Origin of the sequence: Hoyosella altamirensis (genome assembly GCF_014191505.1) — a bacterium.
GTDB classification, from domain to species: domain Bacteria; phylum Actinomycetota; class Actinomycetes; order Mycobacteriales; family Mycobacteriaceae; genus Hoyosella; species Hoyosella altamirensis.
In genome coordinates this window covers 341,083-357,045 of the sequence record NZ_JACHWS010000004.1, presented here as the reverse complement: position 1 = coordinate 357,045, position 15,963 = coordinate 341,083, and the positions used below count along the sequence as shown (strand labels likewise).

Genomic DNA, 15,963 nt, shown 5'->3' with positions numbered 1-15,963 from the left:
GAAGCGACAAAGGAAATGAAGCCAATGAACGACCTATCCCGCCTCAAGCTCGGCACCGCACCCGATTCCTGGGGTGTCTGGTTTCCCGAGGACGACCACCAGGTCGGCTGGAAGCAGTACCTCGACGAGATCGCCCAGGCCGGTTACTCGTGGACCGAACTCGGCCCATCGGGATTTCTCCCCCAGGATCCGAATCAGCTCCGGGAGGAACTGGAGAAGCGCCAGCTTCAGGTCAGTGGCGGCACCGTGTTCGCCGGTCTGCACCGCGGCAAAGATGCACTGAAAGAGGCCATCGAGACGTTCAGCAGGGAAGCTCGCCTGCTTCAGGCTGTGGGCGCTAAGTACCTGGTGCACCTGCCTGAGCAGTACACCGACATGCATTCAGGTGCGGCCACGGAAGCCGCAGACCTCGAGACCCAGCAGTGGAATGACCTCGTCACCGGGTCGAACGAGCTCGCGAAGGTGATTCTCGAAGATTTCGGTATCGAGCTGGTGTTTCACCCGCACGTCGACACCCACGTCGACACTCAAGAACGCGTCGAGCGGTACCTGCAGGACACCGACCCGCAGTTTGTGAACCTGTGCCTCGATACCGGGCACATCTCGTACTGCGACGGCGACAACGTCGACATCATCAGAAAGTTCCCCGAACGCGTGCACTACGTGCACCTCAAGCAGGTCGATCCTGAGGTTCTCAAGACTGTGCGGGCGCAAAACTTGCCGTTTTCGGAAGCCGTACGGCTCGGCGCGATGGTGGAGCCGCCACACGGCATCCCGGATATGCCGCCGCTGCTCGATGCGCTCGCTGAACTCGGAACCGACATCTTCACGATCGTCGAACAAGATCTCTACCCAGTCGCGCCGCACATTCCGCTGCCCATCGGTGCCCGTACCGCCGGATACTTCTCGGCCTGCGGCCTCGGACCCGTCCGCCGCTGGCCATACAAGAACTGAAAGGACTTGAGAGCAATGACAGTTAAGGTCGCTGTACTCGGCGTCGGAATGATGGGCGCTAACCACGCGGATCAGCTGACTAACCTTGTGGCCGGTGCTGACGTGACAGTCATCAATGACTTTGACGACGAGCGCGCGAACGCGATTGCGGACGCGATTCCGGGTGCACGGGTTGTGTCCGACCCCTTCGACGCCATCGTGGCTGAGGACGTGGACGCGGTGGTGATCGCCACTCCCGGCCCAGTGCACGAGAAGCAAGTTCTCGCTTGCCTCGAAGCGGGCAAGCCCGTGCTGTGCGAGAAGCCACTCACCACGGACGTCGAGTCGTCGCTTGAGATCGTGAAGGCCGAAGCAGCCCTGGGGAAGCAGCTGATTCAGATCGGGTTCATGCGGCGATTCGATGACGAGTACATGAAACTGCGCGCCCTCGTCGAATCCGGCGAGCTCGGTGCTCCCATCATGCTGCATCTCGCACACCGCAATCCCGCTGTCCCGGATCACTTCGACAGCGCGATGATCGTGAAGGACTGCCTTGTCCACGAGGTGGACTGTGCACGATTCCTCCTTGGCGAGGAAATCAAGTCGGTCCACATTCTCAAGCCACGCCCCAACTCGAACGCTCGTGACGGGCTGCAGGACCCCCAGTTCGCGATCTTCGAGATGGAGAGCGGCCGCATGGTCGACGCCGAAGCGTTCGTGACCACGGGAATCGCGTACGAGGTGCGTTCAGAAGCGATTTTTGAGCGCGGCAGCGCCCAGATCGGGCTTGACGTCAATTTGGTGCGGAAGTCGGCGCCCGGCATCTGGGGCGGAACGGTAACACCCGGGTTCAAGGAGCGGTTCGGCCGCGCCTACCACGACCAGCTGCAGCGCTGGGTCAACGCCGTCAAGAGCGGCGACGAAACCGGCAACTACGTCGACGGTCCCCGTGCCTGGGACGGCTATGCGGCAGCCGCGGTCTGCGATGCGGGAGTCCGCTCGCTCACCACAAGTACCCGGGTCGAGGTCGACATGGTCGACCGCGCATCGATTCCCGGCGCTTGACCACACCCACATTTCGCTTGAAAGGAGCTGGCGTGGTCAAGATCGCGCTCGACCCCAACATGTATCACCCCGAGCTGTCGGTCGCTGATGAGGTTCGGAAGGCCGCCGACCTCGGGTATGAGTATCTAGAGCTCTCGCCCCGCGCTGATTTCTTTTTCTGGCATCACTACCCCAAAGCTGATGATGCCGCGATCGCGGACGTGAAGAAGGCCATGAAGGAGACGGGTGTACAGGTACTCACCCTCGTTCCGGTGTTCAACTGGGCGTCTCCTGAAGAGCAGGAGCGGCAGGCGCAGGTCCGCAACTGGAAGCGGCTGCTCGAGATCGCCAATGACCTCGAGTGCCCGCTCGTGAACTCGGAGCTATCAGGTGACCCGAACCGTCCCCGCGAATCGGAGCACGCGTTCTACCGCTCTATGGAGGAGCTGATCCCGGACTTTGAACGCCACGGTATTGCACTCAACCTCGAGGCTCATCCATACGACTTCGCCGAGCGGAACGACGACGCGCTGAACATCATCCGCGGAATCAACAAGCCGTGGGTCAACTACGTGTACTGCGCGCCACACTCGTTTCACCTGTCAGACGGCGCGTACAACGTCGGAGAAATGATGCGCAAGGCGGGCGACAAGCTGCGCCACGTTCACATCGCGGACTGCTACAACCACCGCGCCAACCAGGGCAACCGGTACATCATCAACCCACCCGGGGCTGACGTAAGAATCCACCAGCACAACGAGATCGGGCACGGCGAAGTGCCGTGGGACGAGTTCTTCTCCACCCTTCGCGACATGCACTTCGACGGTGTCGCCACTGTCTGCGTCTTCGGCTGGGAAGAAAAAGCAGACGAAATCCACGAACGCATGCTCGAGCGAATCAGCGCTGAACTCGCTACCACCTAACCACACACTCCTCCCCACTCACTAAGGGAAGCACCACCATGGCCACGACCGAAACCAAGCTCATCTCCCACTGGGTCGACGGAAAATCCTTCGTCGGCACCAGCACGAAAACCGCACCGGTAACCAATCCCGCGACCGGTGAAGTCACCGGTCAGGTTGCACTCGCTAGCGTCGAGGACACTCGGGCTGCTATCGACGCCGCTGCGGCCGCATTCCCTGCCTGGCGCGATACGTCGCTCGCCAAGCGCGTCCAGATTCTCTTCAAGTTCCGCGAACTTCTGAATGAGCGCAAGCCCGAACTCGCGAAGATCATCACCTCCGAACACGGCAAGGTTCTGGACGACGCGCTCGGTGAGGTCACGCGTGGCCAGGAAGTTGTCGAGTTCGCTTGCGGCATCCCGCATCTGCTCAAGGGCGGCATGACGGAGAACGCCTCCACCAAGGTTGACGTGTTCTCGATCCGTCAGCCCATCGGCCCGGTGGCCGCGATCAGTCCGTTCAACTTTCCCGCGATGGTGCCGATGTGGTTTTTCCCCATCGCTATCGCCACGGGCAACACGGTTGTCCTGAAGCCGTCCGAAAAGGATCCCTCGGCTGCCATCTGGATGGCTGAATTGTGGGCGGAGGCGGGGCTGCCCGCCGGTGTCTTCAACGTTCTCCAGGGTGACAAAACTGCGGTTGACGAACTTCTTACCAACTCCGGCATCAAGGCAATCTCGTTTGTCGGCTCCACCCCGATCGCTCAGTACGTGTACAACACGGGCACCGCGCACGGAAAGCGTGTGCAGGCTCTCGGTGGGGCGAAGAACCACATGGTTGTCCTCCCCGACGCCGACCTCGACTTGGCTGCCGACGCCGCCGTCAACGCGGGCTTCGGTTCAGCAGGTGAGCGCTGCATGGCCATTTCCGCACTCGTGGCGGTCGGTGGCGTCGGCGATGAACTCGTGGCGAAGATCAACGAGCGCGCCAGGACCATCACAACCGGTGACGGCACCAAGGGCTGTGACATGGGGCCGCTGGTCACCAAACAGCACCGCGACAAGGTCGCCTCGTACGTCGACGCAGGTGAAGCTGAGGGCGCAACGATTGCCCTGGATGGCCGCCAGGTACAGCCCGATGGCGGTGAGAACGGTTTCTGGCTTGGCCCCACCGTGATTGACAACGTCACGCCGGATATGTCGGTGTACACGGACGAAATTTTCGGCCCGGTCCTCTCGGTTCTGCGCGTGGACAGCTACGACGAGGCTCTTGAACTCGTCAACTCGAACCAGTACGGCAACGGCACCGCAATCTTCACCAACGACGGTGGCGCAGCACGCCGGTTCCAGAACGAAGTCGAAGTCGGCATGGTCGGCATCAACGTCCCGATTCCGGTTCCCATGGCGTACTACAGCTTTGGTGGCTGGAAGTCATCGCTGTTCGGTGACACCCACGCACATGGTGCGGAAGGCATCCACTTCTTCACCCGCGGCAAGGTCATCACCGAGCGGTGGCTCGACCCGAGCCACGGGGGCCTCAACCTGGGCTTCCCGCAGTCGCACCACTAACCGACCCTGGCCCTACCCGACCCTGGTTCACGCCCTTTGCGGCACAAACACACTGGCTACGACCAGTGTGAACGTGCCGCCAAGGGTGTGAACTCGAGAATCACAAGGAGCGCACCGTGCCGCTAGTCCGCATCGATGTCATCGAAGGCCGACGTGACGCCGTTGAGCTGCGGACACTCGCCGACGTTGTGCAGCAGGTAATGCTCGATACGTTCGCCGCGCCGGATCGTGACCGCTATCAGATCATCACCGAGCACAAGCTTGGCCAGATCATCGCCGAAGACACTGGCCTGGGGTTTGAGCGCACCGATGACGTAGTCATCATCCAGGTGACGCAGCAAGGCCGTACACAGGATCAAAAAGTAGCCATGTACCGGGAACTAGCGGCGAAACTCGAAACACAAACCGGCTTAGCGCCCAGTGATCTCGTGGTGTCGATTACAGAGAACACGCGCGCCGACTGGTCCTTCGGCGATGGTGAGGCACAGTTCCTCACCGGTCGTCTCTGAACCATTTCAGCTCCAAGGAAGCACACATGAGCAAGAAGACTGCCATCGCGCTCGCCGGCCTGGGCCGGATGGGCCGCATCCACCTCACCAATCTCGCGGGCCGCTGCCCCTCAGCTCAGTTAGCAGCGGTGTTCGACGTGCGCGAAGACGTCGCGCGCGAGGTTGGTGAACTGTACGGCGTGCCATGGACTACTCGGTACGACGACCTGCTCGAGAATCCAGATCTCGATGCGATCGCTATCGCGACGCCCACCGGCACCCACGCACCGCTGACCATCGCCGCGGCCAGGGCGGGCAAGCATGTCTTCTCGGAGAAGCCGATCTCGCTTGACCGCGGCGCAACAGTGGACGTTCTCGACGCGGTGAAGCGCGCCGGAATCCAGTTCCAAGTCGGCTTTCACCGCCGGTTCGATCCGGACTGGGTGGCTGGCGTCGAGCGCATCCAGAACGGCGAGCTCGGTGAGGTGTTCATGTTCCGCACGTCGCTGCGCGACATGATCGCGCCGAAAGCCGAGTTTCTTGCGGGATCAGGAGGCTTCTTCGTGGATGTCACCATCCATGATCTCGACACCGCGCGCTGGATCGCTGGCGAGATCGTGGAAGTCAGCGCTCACGGCAGTTCCCTCAGTGATCCAGCCGGGTTTGCCGCGATCGGCGATGTCGATACCGCAGTCGTGATCGTCAGGTTCGAGAACGGCGCGCTCGGAATCATCGATAACAGCCGGGCCGCCGGTTATGGCTACGAATGCTCCACGGAGGTTGTCGGCTCGAAAGCGACGCTCCGCATCGATAATCCGCGCCGGTACGGCTACGAGTGGCGTACACCTGGGACGGCCTCGGTGCCGTTGGTGGAGGACTTCGAACAGCGCTACCCCTACGCCTACCAGGCTGAGCTCGAAGCGTTCGCGCAGTGCGTCCAGAGTGGCGAACAACCGCGCTGCACCGGCCTCGACGCGCTCGCTGCGTTCGACATCGCTCAGGCCGCTGCACGTGCCTGGAAGACTGGCGCGACGGTGAAGCTCAATCCGCAGCACGTGGAAGGCGGCACCGAATACGGCCCACTCGGGTAGGCAGCTCAGACGCCGAGGATGCGGAGCCCCACGGCGGTCAGGTCATCAGCGCGTCCAGCGCCGAATGGTCGGCGCAGGACGGAATTGTTGACGACCGTCGTGGCCGCGATCACTCGCAGCCGCGCCTCGGCACGCGTCATCCCTGCCTTTGAGTACTGCAGCAGAGTCGCCCACGATGTCACCCCGTCGCGCTGGATGTCGCGGCTGCGGCTCGCCTTCCCCTCGCGGGCGAGATGCATGGGCTCGGTAGCTGCTACAGCGATCAGGCCAGGGTGGGCGACGCTGAACTCGGCGTAGTAGCGCATGATTGAGCGCACAGTGTCATCCGGCGCTCCACTCTCGCTGACTGCCCGGGACGTGTACCCGTCGATCCACCGGGCGCACCGGTCGAGAACGACTTTGAGCAGATCGGACTTGCGCGGGAAGTAGTGGTAGATGCTCGGACCCACCATGCCCGCACGCGCGGCGACGTCTTCGATCGTGGTCCCCGCATAGCCCTGCTCTGCGAACAGCCGTGTTGCCGCAGCGATGAGTTCCTCGCTTCGCACACCGCTTGCGTCGGCTTCGGCGAGTCGCTCGGCATCGCCTTCGGCGATCAGCAACGGGTAGGGCTCAGTGACCGGCAGGGCGTTGACGACGTCGCGCGCGATTTCGGTGAGCAGTTGTTCACATTCCGAATCTGGGATGTCGACGCGGTGATAGGAGATGCTCCCCATCATCCACGCGATGCACCAGGCGAGGAATCGCGCATGGCTGGCCGCGAGCTCGGGGCGCATCGCGCGTACCGTACGGCTGAGGGCAAGGACGCTCGACACGACTGCTTCAGCGATGGCGCGCTGTTGCGAAGGATGCAGATGGCGCACTTCTCGGCGGAGCAAGGGGTGCACGCCTCGCGCGCTCAACGCGACTTTCGCAAGGGTCCTCAGCATTGCCTCCGGCGCCGGGTCACATGCGATTATCGTGTCGCGGACACCGCGGGCCGCGGTCAGGAGGGTCTGCTCGAGAAGTTCCTCTTTATTGCGGTAGTGCCTGTACAGCGCCGTCGGAGTCACACCCACCGAATCGGCGATGTCGGCCATCGACACCTGGTGGTAACCACGTGCGATGAACAATCTCGTGGCAGCGCTCAAGATCGTTTTCTTACGATCGCGTGGCCGCTTCCGCGGGACAAGCCCCGTTGAGTCGCTGATCGACATTCGTCCTCTGCTCGAGCATCTAGGCCTGGTGGCGCTTCCACTGACCGTCCGCCGCCCCAGCCATTGCTCGAGCCGATTGCAGCCGATTCGCAGGCCAGGGGCTGTTCGAGTCTGTCACTGTCTGACCGACGAGCACAATTACCGGTGCGGAGATCCCGTATGTTAATTCCTCCTCGAATTGTCGCGTCAGCCGCGCAAAGCATCACCGATTATGCCCAGCCGATCCAGCACACCCAGTTCTGTCGCTCGCGCAACAAACACCGATCTGCTTTCAGGTTCGATGGTGCCGATTCGTGCAACCACCGGCGCGAGTTCCGGCTCGCCCACCTGGTTGAGCAGCGCAAGCGCACGCTCGACCACTTCGGTGGTGAGCGCGGCGTCCACGAACGACTCGACGATGCTGAGGTCAATGTCCGCGAGAAGTGCGATGAGCTGTGCTCGTTCGGGTTCGGGCATGTATTCCGCGAGCGTGAGAAGCACGGGCCACTGATGACTCTCGCGAGCAGCCACGATCGCGTGGACCATCGCTGCCTTAGGCAGACCGCTCGCAGCGAGCGCGACTTCGCGTTTCGCGGATTCAGGCACCGCCTCGACCAGTGGCAGCAGTTCCGTCCACATCTCGTGCACCGCTGTGGCCTGCACTATCGCATGCAGCCGGTCACTGTCATGCAACGCGGGAATCGCGGCCAGTCGCACCTTGCTCTCGTCACTCATGATGGTGACGAGGGGCAGCAGAGCGTCGTACATACTTGCCGCGTGCACTGTTGTGATCATCGAATCCAGCACGTCAGCGGGCTGCGCGACCGCAATATCGGCAAGTCTGCGCTGACGATCAGCACTGACAGAGTCAAGGAGACTCAGCGCCTGTACCCAGAGATCGCTATCGACCACATCCGCACGCCCTGCGGCCGCACGGATGATTGACCCGATCTCGTCATCGGACAGGGCATCGGCAATCGAGTCGAACCGTTCCTGCGCCTCGACATAGAAAGCGACGTGCAGGAGCGCCACCGGGTCCGCGCTCCGAATCACCGCGGTGATCACTGTTTCCCGCACGTAGCCGACGAACCTGCCGAGGGTGATGAATTCACGCATCGCAAGTAGCTTGTCGGCAACTTCGCACGCAATCTGATCGGGAATTGCGCGTATGACGGCTTCTGCGCGTGCCGGATCGAGGTGGATGCACAGTTCCGCCAGGAACGGAACCGGAAGCTTTTGCGCAACGTCGATCGCCCTGCTGACGTCCATGAAGCCCGCCGCCCGCGCACACAACATTGGGCCGAAAGACCGCTGCGCAATCGACGCTACAGTTCCCGCTGGCAACAGCTTGCTCGCTTTCGCCAGCGCACGGAGCGCGTCCGCGCCCGAACTGAAGAGCGACGCAGTCACCCGTTCGCGCAGCTCGCGGAGATCGGCGGGTGAGATGTCACCCAAAAAGCCGACTTCCTGAACGGAGACGCCCAGGGTATTGGCAAGTTTGTCCAGCTCAGCGCGCACCATAAGTTGTTCGTTCATAACGGGGCCTACCGTCCCAGGATCTTTTTGACCGGACGGCGCAGCAGCATAGGCAAAGAATCGAACCCGTCATCAGCGGCCTGCCTCAGGGCAGCTCCCTGTCGGCGCTTTGCGTCTTGGATCAGGCGCACGAGCTTCTCCTGCGATGCGCGGTCGAGATGAGCCGCCCCGGCAGGTACGCCACCGCCAAGTTCGTCCGCCAACTGCTGAATTACCCCACTTGAGTGAGTCATACGCCCTCTCCCCGGAGCATGCGCTCCTGTGACCTGGTTGATGCCCGCAATCCGCCGCGGCAATAAGTTAATACACACTAGACCGCTTTGGGGGTGGTTGCGCAAGCGGCAAACATCTTCCGACGCGTACTTCGGCGGTTCAGGTTGGTACATTCAGATTGTTCGCATACGCTGCCAACTCGATGAGCATGCCAGGGAAAGTCCGATTCGCCGCCTTTGGGGCAGTCGCCACCGTTGCCGCTGCCGGACTCGGCATGACCCCCGCAGCCGCCCAGCAAATCGAGCCTCCACAACCCTCGCCCACGACTTCGCCCGCGCCTCTCACAACCCCGGATACGTCAGACTGCCCAGTTCGGGTTACGCCGCCGCCGCCAGTCGATTCGTCCGAGGAACCACAACCAGGCCGATCAGCGCCCACGCCACTGCCGATACCAGACACCCCCGTTGGCGGGCCGCGACTCGCGGATTGCGAACTCGTTCTGGCGCCGGGCGTCCCCGAGCCCCCTGAAGAGATCTCAGCAGCGAGCTGGCTCGTCGCCGATCTCGACACGGGAGACGTCCTCGCAGCGAAGGACCCGCACGGGCGTCACCGTCCTGCGAGCACGATCAAGACACTGCTCGCGCTTGTTGCTTTTGACGAAATCGACCTCGGCCGGACAATCATCGGCACTATCGAGGACGCAAACATCGAGGGCAGCCGAGCTGGGATCGGCCCCGGCGGTGAGTACACGAACGAGCTCCTGATGAAGGCCCTGGTGATGGCGTCCGGCAACGACGCGGCAAATGCCATAGCGCAGCAGCTTGGCGGCGTCGATGAAACGCTGCGCAAGATGAATGAGTACGCGGCTGAATTGGGCGCGCTTGACACCCGCGCTGCGACGCCGTCCGGTCTGGACGGGCCTGGCATGTCCTCCTCCGCCTACGATCTCGCGGTGATTTTCCGCGCAGCGATGGAGAATCCGGTTTTCGTGGACTACCTGCAGACCCCGCATATCGACTTCCCGGGGTACCCCGCGGACCCGGCGACGCCGGGCGACTTCGATCGGCCCGGCTTCGCGATGGGGAATGACAACGTCGTGAACTGGATGTATCCAGACTCAATCGGCGGGAAGAACGGCTTCACGAACTCCGCCCGGCAAACCTATGTGGGTGCAGCTGAGCGTGATGGCCGTCGGCTAATTGTGTCCGTCATGATGGCAGAAAACGAACCAAAGCCAGTCTGGCAGCAGGTGGCGGACTTATTCGACTATGGCTTCGGTATTGCCGGGGACAGCACCGTGGGCACACTCGACGCTCGAACCAGCATCGACGAAGCCGAGCCCGTGGACGAGTCCTTAGCGCAGGCGCTGCCGCCATCCGCGGTACCCGTCAGCGATCCGTCTGCCGAGAGCCCCTCGATGGGGCAGCGCGTTGTGGTGGGTTCACTGGGCGCGCTCGTTGTCGCAGCACTGCTCTACGGCGCCTTCCGCGTCGGGCGCCGCACCGATTAGGGCGGCGACCTACGGCCGACGGTCCTTACGGAGCACCGAAGACAGTCCCAGCACAGTCACTGCGCCAATCCCGAATGCCGCAATTCCAGCGGCCACCGCGTTTCCTTCTCTGACCACGACCGGGGTGTTGATGATCGCAGGGTCGGGAGGCTCCACCGGAGCCATTTCCATGCTGTCTGCCGACGTCGCCGCCCAGGCGGTGAAGAAGAGCAATGCGCGCGCGGTGATGAAGATGAACACGAGAATACCGATGATCGGTCCGAAGACGGCACCAGCTGGGTTGTCCATCACGCTCGTCAGGTAAGCCTGGCCGACCTGCTTGAAGATCTCGAAGAAGATCGCCATGCCCAGCGCCGCCTTGACCGCGCTGCGTGTCGCGACCGGATACCGCGGCAGCTTGGCGATAACCCACGTGAAGACGAGCCATGTTGCCACAACGGCGAGGACGAATGACACCAGCCTTGCCGCCACCCCGACCCCAGGCGCGTCATCGAGCCCAAGCGGCTCGAGAATGACCCCCATCAGTTGCGGCCCGCTCAGGGCCGTCAGGCCGAGAGAAACTCCGATCGCGAGGAACAATCCCCCCATCACACCAAGGTCGTAGATCTTGGTTTTGATGAAGTTGAGCTTCGGCGGCTGAGCACCCCACTGCATCGTCAGTGCCTTACGCAGGTTGGCGATCCAGCCCAGGCCCGCATAGAGCGCGAGAATCAGCCCGAAACTGAGCGCGGTACCGCGCTGCTCGACCGCGCTCTCAAGCAGGTCCCCAATCTGCTGACCAAAACCACCTGGGAGTTCCTCTTCGATCGAAACCTGAATCTCCAAAAGCAGTTCCTGGTTCCGGGCAAGTACGAAACCGGCGACCGCGAAGCCAACCAGCATCAGCGGCGCCAGCGCGAAAACGCTGAAATACGTGATTCCCGCGGCGTAATAGTCACCGTGCTGCCCGGTAAACCGCGTTACCGCCCGCATCAAATGGTCGAACCACGGGTATTTCGCGCGTTGCTTATCGAGAAAACTCGGCTTGTCCGCCAATGCGGTCACCCCTTCGGTGGGAGAAATCCGATCTTGTCGTACACAGCTGCCAGGGTGTCTGACGCTACCGATCGTGCTCGCTGCGCGCCGATATCGAGGGCCCGGTCCAGTTCGGCGGGATCGTCGAGGTACTCGTCGACCCGCTTTCTGAGCGGTACCACGAACTCGGTGAGCACCTCGGCGGTGTCGACCTTGAGGTCACCGTATCCCTTTCCGGCGAAATACTGTTCGAGTTCGGCGACTGAACGCCCGGAAAGTACAGAGTTGATGACGAGAAGATTCGACACACCTGGCTTTTCGTCAGGGGCGTAACGAATTTCACGGTCCGCGTCGGTCACTGCGGAACGAATCTTCTTTGCCGACACCTTGGGTTCGTCGAGAAGATTGATGAGACCAGCCGGGCTCGGGCCTGACTTACTCATTTTCGCCCGCGGGTCCTGCAGGTCGTAGATTTTCGCTGATTCCTTCGTGATGAACGGCTTTGGCACCACAAAGGCCTCGCCAAAGCGAGTGTTGAAGCGCTGCGCAAGATCTCGGGTGAGCTCTAGGTGCTGGCGCTGGTCCTCACCCACCGGCACATACTCAGCCTGGTAGAGCAGAATGTCGGCAGCCATCAGCATCGGATACGTGAAGAGTCCGACACTTGCATGCTCAGCACCCTGTTTCGCTGACTTGTCTTTGAATTGGGTCATTCGGCTTGCCTCGCCGAAACCAGTCAGGCACATCAGCACCCATGCGAGCTGGGCGTGCTCGGGCACTTGACTCTGCGCGAAGATTGTCGATCGGTGCGGGTCAATCCCAACTGCGAGCAGCTGAGCCGCTGCGTTCCTCGTTCGCGCCCGAAGCGCGACAGGGTCGTGCTGGACGGTGATGGCATGCATGTCAGGGATGAAGTAGAAGGCGTCGTAGTCGTCCTGCATCTCCACCCAGTTCTTCAGCGCACCGAGGTAATTGCCGAGATGGAACGAGTCCGCGGTGGGCTGGATACCCGAAAGGACGCGTGACCTACCGGTCGAGGATGGCTGGGGAGACGCTGACGACATGATGAGTGTTCTTTCTGAACTAGTAGCGATCAGGCGTATCGCACCGTCACGGGCGCATGGTCGGACCACCGCGCATCATACGTCGGGGCCCGCTCAACGCGGGCACCGGATGCGCGACCGGCAAGGACGCGGGAGGTGATGTGATAGTCGATCCGCCATCCCGCATCGTTGTCGAACGCCTTTCCCCGGTAGGACCACCAGGTGTATGGGCCTTCTGCGCCGGGGTTAAGGACACGAATGACGTCAGCCCATGCTTGACCATCGCCGATGAGTCCGTTGAGCCATTCCCGCTCATGCGGGAGAAAGCCCGAAGACTTGAGGTTTCCGCGCCAGTTCTTGATGTCCGCCTCGGTGTGCGCAATGTTGAAATCGCCGCAGATTATCTGCGGCCGGTTAGCGATGCTGCCCAGGTAGTCACCGAATGACTTCAGGAACCGGTCCTTCTCGTCCTGGCGTGGAGTACCCACGTCGCCAGACGGCAGATAGAGGCTCGCCACAGTGAGCGGACCGCCGCTGTACTCGATGTCAACCTCGATGTACCGGCCAGCCTCGGAGAACTCATCATCACCGAAGCCGACGCGTACCGCGGCCGGCGCGGTACGCGTGAGCACTGCCACTCCGTTACGGCCCTTGACTGCGGAGGAAGCGGCACTCAGGTGCCACCCCTCGTCGAGGACGGGGGCGAGCGCTTTCGCGAGCTGCTCGTCATCTGCGCGTGTCTCCTGCAGGCACACCACATCAGCCGCACTGCTGTGCAGCCACGCGAGCATGCCTTTCTTGGCCGCGGCCCGGACGCCGTTGACGTTGACTGTAGAGACGGTGAGGCTCGATGCACTTGACACGCCTTGGCACGCTAGCGGAGCAAAGAATGATCCGAAAGTCCTCCGCGTCACCGGACGCGCTATGTTGTCGTCGGGTCGTCAACGCGACTGCGAACCGGTGTGAAAGAGCTTGCGATGCGCGTCGAAGGGCAAGAAATCCCCGTTTCAGGAAGCTTGCTGCAGCCACGGGCAAGCCGCACCACCGATCTCATCCGCGTGGGCGCCTCATTGACGGTTCTTGGTGCCGTTGTCGCCGGTTCTGAGGTCACCCGTGGCGAGTGGCACGCACTCGAAGAGTCGGTTTCCGGAATTGTCGGTGTACTCACGCCAGCACAAGCAAACCTAGTCTTTTTGCTGTACGGGCTTGTGATCATGGCATTGCCCTTCGCGATCCTCATCGGGGTACTCGCAGGCTTGCAATGGCGACTGGTCGCCGCCTTCTTCGTAGCTGGCACAGTCGCGGGGCTGCTGTTGTCCATCACACCCGAAGGCCTGACGGCATCGGGCCTGACGTTCGAGAGCGCGGCCCAGCTGGACTCGTTCCTCTCCCAGTTCTTGATCGATTCACGATGGATAGCGGGCCTTGCGGCAGTCTTGACGGTGTCAGGTCCGTGGCTGCCCAAACTGTGGCGACGCTGGTGGTGGGGCCTACTGCTGGCCTTCATTCCGATTCACTTGGTAGCGAGTACCGTCTTACCGGCCAGGTCGGTGCTAGGGCTCGCCGTGGGCTGGTGCGTCGGCTCGCTGACTGTCCTGATCGTGGGGACACCCGCCCTAGAAGTTCCTTTGAGAACAGCGGCTCGGGAACTGATGCGGCAGGGACATAAGACGGAACTGTTCACGGTTCTGCGTCCGGCCGGAGCGGGTCCACTAATCCTTTCCGCAACTGGGACAACTTTGAATGCCTCCCCAGCCGGGGACTCACCGGCGCCCGCTGCGCCCGCCTCAGGGGACGCTGCCAACGAGTTCACGCGCGATGCCGACGTGATTGTCGAACTCTACGGCCCCAGCCAGCGAAGCAACCGCGCGCTACGCCAGTATTGGCGCTGGCTGTCGTTGCGCGAGAATGAAAGCGCGCCACTGCATGCTTCAATGCGACGAGCAACGGAGCATCGCGCACTGATCAGTCTCGTCGTCGACGATGTTGGCCTTGCGAGCAGTCGGCCGCTGCTGGTGTCGGCGCTCGACCGCGGTTGGGTATTGTATGCCCGGACCCCAGCCCGTGGCAGACCTATCCAGTCCTCCGATGGTGAAGTCGCGGCACGAAATGTGTGGCAATCGCTACGCGCATTGCATGCGCACCAAATCTCGCACGGCGATCTTCGTGCTGATCAGATCCGGACCTATCAAGGGGCCGTGTTATTCGGCGGTTTCGGTGCAGCGGAATACGGCGCCCCACGTCCCCAACTGCTCTCCGATATCGCGCAGCTACTGCTCACTACGACTGCATTGTTCGGACAGGAAACCGCGGTCCGGCACGCCGTCGAAGCGATGGGTGAGGATGAGGTGCTCGCCGCATCGGGACGCCTGACACGGGCAGCGATTCCGGCGCGATTGCGACGTTCTGTGCCCGACTGCGGTTCGGTTCTGGTGGCGGCCCGTGAAGAAGTGCTGCGGCAGACCGGTGCGGACCGGATCAAGCCTGAGCAGGTAACCAGATTCACGCGAAACCAATTGATCCAATTGGCGCTCCTGATTGCGTTGGTATACGTCGCATATCCATTTATCAGTGCCGTTCCGACATTTTATGATCGCCTCCGTACAGTAAATTGGACGTGGGCACTGCTTGGCCTCGCCATTTCCGCACTTACGTACGTGGGCGCCGCGGCGGCTCTATGGGCATGCGCCAATGGTGTCGTGAGCTTCCGCAATCTCACCATCATGCAGTTGGCGAATACCTTTGCGGCGACAACGACACCAGCGGGGGTGGGCGGACTTGCGTTGAGCGTGCGCTTTCTGCAGAAGGGTGGCTTGGGCGTCGTCCATGCGACCGCTGCGGTGACATTGCAGCAGTCGGTGCAGGTAATTACACATGTTGGTTTGCTGGTGTTCTTCGCGTTCGTCGCGGGTACTACTGCTCAGATCAGCCAGATTGTTCCCGACCCGACAGTGGTATATCTCGTCGTCGGTATTGCGCTGGGAATCTTTGGAGTGTCAATGCTAGTGCCTGCATTGCGTCGCTGGCTGGGCCACTCGATTCTCCCTCAGCTACGCGATGTCGCTCGTGAGTTGGGCGATTTAGCGCGGGATCCGCAGCGTTTCTCCATCATTTTGCTGGGTTGTGCGATGACGACACTAGGGATGGCGCTGGCGCTATGGGCAAGTATTGAGGCATTCGGAGGTGGCACGACGTTTGTCAGTGTCACGGTAGTGACAATGATTGGCGGCACGCTCGCATCGGCGGCGCCTACCCCTGGTGGTGTGGGCGCTGTGGAGGCAGTACTCATCGGTGGGCTGGTTGCATTCGGAGTGCCGGCGGCGACAGCCGTGCCCGCGGTGTTGTTGTATCGGGTTCTGACTACGTGGCTGCCTGTCGCACTTGGCTGGCCCACGTTGCGCTGGCTCGGGGCAAAGGACATGATCTAGCCGCATTCCAGCCATCGT

The 15,963-nt window shown here is 61.9% G+C and carries 14 protein-coding genes; 8 read left to right on the top strand and 6 right to left on the bottom strand.

Annotated elements, in window-relative coordinates; translation table 11 throughout:
- The first annotated feature begins 24 nt into the window (after window positions 1-24).
- The 6 genes from FHU29_RS20610 (at window position 25) to FHU29_RS20585 (ending at window position 6,026) form a co-directional block, all read left to right on the top strand.
- The gene (locus tag FHU29_RS20610; protein ID WP_083962048.1) at window positions 25-954 is read left to right on the top strand and encodes a TIM barrel protein; all 930 of its coding nucleotides are present in this window, start codon (window positions 25-27) and stop codon (window positions 952-954) included.
- Window positions 955-969: 15 nt separating this feature from the next.
- Window positions 970-1,998, top strand: coding sequence for a Gfo/Idh/MocA family oxidoreductase (locus tag FHU29_RS20605; protein ID WP_064438282.1), 1,029 nt, complete (start codon window positions 970-972; stop codon window positions 1,996-1,998).
- A gap of 32 nt (window positions 1,999-2,030) precedes the next feature.
- Window positions 2,031-2,900: a sugar phosphate isomerase/epimerase family protein gene (locus tag FHU29_RS20600; RefSeq protein ID WP_064438283.1), complete on the top strand. Its 870-nt coding sequence runs from the start codon at window positions 2,031-2,033 to the stop codon at window positions 2,898-2,900.
- Window positions 2,901-2,938: 38 nt separating this feature from the next.
- Window positions 2,939-4,447 carry a CoA-acylating methylmalonate-semialdehyde dehydrogenase gene (locus FHU29_RS20595; protein ID WP_064438284.1) on the top strand — a complete coding sequence of 503 codons (1,509 nt, stop codon included), beginning with the start codon at window positions 2,939-2,941 and terminating at the stop codon, window positions 4,445-4,447.
- A 116-nt stretch (window positions 4,448-4,563) separates the two neighbouring features.
- Window positions 4,564-4,956 (top strand): tautomerase family protein, encoded by a 393-nt coding sequence (locus FHU29_RS20590; RefSeq protein ID WP_064438285.1) that lies wholly within the window; start codon window positions 4,564-4,566, stop codon window positions 4,954-4,956.
- Between the two features lie 26 nt (window positions 4,957-4,982).
- Window positions 4,983-6,026 (top strand): Gfo/Idh/MocA family oxidoreductase, encoded by a 1,044-nt coding sequence (locus tag FHU29_RS20585; RefSeq protein WP_064438286.1) that lies wholly within the window; start codon window positions 4,983-4,985, stop codon window positions 6,024-6,026.
- 5 nt (window positions 6,027-6,031) lie between these two features.
- Here FHU29_RS20585 and FHU29_RS20580 read toward each other — a convergent pair whose 3' ends face one another.
- The 3 genes from FHU29_RS20580 to FHU29_RS20570 form a co-directional block, all read right to left on the bottom strand.
- Window positions 6,032-7,222 (bottom strand): TetR/AcrR family transcriptional regulator, encoded by a 1,191-nt coding sequence (locus FHU29_RS20580; protein ID WP_064438287.1) that lies wholly within the window; start codon window positions 7,220-7,222, stop codon window positions 6,032-6,034.
- Window positions 7,223-7,408: 186 nt separating this feature from the next.
- Window positions 7,409-8,737: a hypothetical protein gene (locus FHU29_RS20575; RefSeq protein ID WP_157094848.1), complete on the bottom strand. Its 1,329-nt coding sequence runs from the start codon at window positions 8,735-8,737 to the stop codon at window positions 7,409-7,411.
- 8 nt (window positions 8,738-8,745) lie between these two features.
- Window positions 8,746-8,970, bottom strand: a complete 225-nt coding sequence (locus FHU29_RS20570; RefSeq protein WP_064438289.1) for a hypothetical protein — start codon at window positions 8,968-8,970, stop codon at window positions 8,746-8,748.
- Between the two features lie 182 nt (window positions 8,971-9,152).
- On the opposite strand from FHU29_RS20570, the gene FHU29_RS20565 reads away from it, so the two are divergent.
- The gene (locus tag FHU29_RS20565; protein WP_232322828.1) at window positions 9,153-10,460 is read left to right on the top strand and encodes a D-alanyl-D-alanine carboxypeptidase family protein; all 1,308 of its coding nucleotides are present in this window, start codon (window positions 9,153-9,155) and stop codon (window positions 10,458-10,460) included.
- A 9-nt stretch (window positions 10,461-10,469) separates the two neighbouring features.
- Here FHU29_RS20565 and FHU29_RS20560 read toward each other — a convergent pair whose 3' ends face one another.
- From FHU29_RS20560 to FHU29_RS20550, 3 genes are read right to left on the bottom strand one after another with little or no spacing between them, the layout of a single operon-like run.
- Window positions 10,470-11,495, bottom strand: a complete 1,026-nt coding sequence (locus tag FHU29_RS20560; RefSeq protein WP_083962089.1) for a YhjD/YihY/BrkB family envelope integrity protein — start codon at window positions 11,493-11,495, stop codon at window positions 10,470-10,472.
- Window positions 11,496-11,500: 5 nt separating this feature from the next.
- On the bottom strand, window positions 11,501-12,538 hold the full coding sequence (gene trpS / locus FHU29_RS20555; RefSeq protein ID WP_064438292.1) for a tryptophan--tRNA ligase: 1,038 nt from the start codon (window positions 12,536-12,538) through the stop codon (window positions 11,501-11,503).
- Window positions 12,539-12,567: 29 nt separating this feature from the next.
- Window positions 12,568-13,380 (bottom strand): exodeoxyribonuclease III, encoded by an 813-nt coding sequence (locus FHU29_RS20550; protein ID WP_064438293.1) that lies wholly within the window; start codon window positions 13,378-13,380, stop codon window positions 12,568-12,570.
- Between the two features lie 114 nt (window positions 13,381-13,494).
- On the opposite strand from FHU29_RS20550, the gene FHU29_RS20545 reads away from it, so the two are divergent.
- A complete protein-coding gene (locus FHU29_RS20545) occupies window positions 13,495-15,945 on the top strand; it encodes a lysylphosphatidylglycerol synthase transmembrane domain-containing protein (protein ID WP_064438659.1) in 2,451 nt (816 codons plus the stop codon).
- The last annotated feature ends 18 nt before the right edge of the window (window positions 15,946-15,963 follow it).

Coding starts and splice junctions, on each gene's coding strand:
- FHU29_RS20610 (WP_083962048.1), top strand. CDS start 25: ATGAACGACCTATCCCGCCTCAAGCTCGGCACCGCACCCGATTCCTGG.
- FHU29_RS20545 (WP_064438659.1), top strand. CDS start 13,495: ATGCGCGTCGAAGGGCAAGAAATCCCCGTTTCAGGAAGCTTGCTGCAG.
- FHU29_RS20570 (WP_064438289.1), bottom strand. CDS start 8,970: ATGACTCACTCAAGTGGGGTAATTCAGCAGTTGGCGGACGAACTTGGC.
- FHU29_RS20605 (WP_064438282.1), top strand. CDS start 970: ATGACAGTTAAGGTCGCTGTACTCGGCGTCGGAATGATGGGCGCTAAC.
- FHU29_RS20565 (WP_232322828.1), top strand. CDS start 9,153: ATGAGCATGCCAGGGAAAGTCCGATTCGCCGCCTTTGGGGCAGTCGCC.
- FHU29_RS20585 (WP_064438286.1), top strand. CDS start 4,983: ATGAGCAAGAAGACTGCCATCGCGCTCGCCGGCCTGGGCCGGATGGGC.
- FHU29_RS20575 (WP_157094848.1), bottom strand. CDS start 8,737: ATGAACGAACAACTTATGGTGCGCGCTGAGCTGGACAAACTTGCCAAT.
- FHU29_RS20595 (WP_064438284.1), top strand. CDS start 2,939: ATGGCCACGACCGAAACCAAGCTCATCTCCCACTGGGTCGACGGAAAA.
- FHU29_RS20580 (WP_064438287.1), bottom strand. CDS start 7,222: ATGTCGATCAGCGACTCAACGGGGCTTGTCCCGCGGAAGCGGCCACGC.
- trpS (WP_064438292.1), bottom strand. CDS start 12,538: ATGTCGTCAGCGTCTCCCCAGCCATCCTCGACCGGTAGGTCACGCGTC.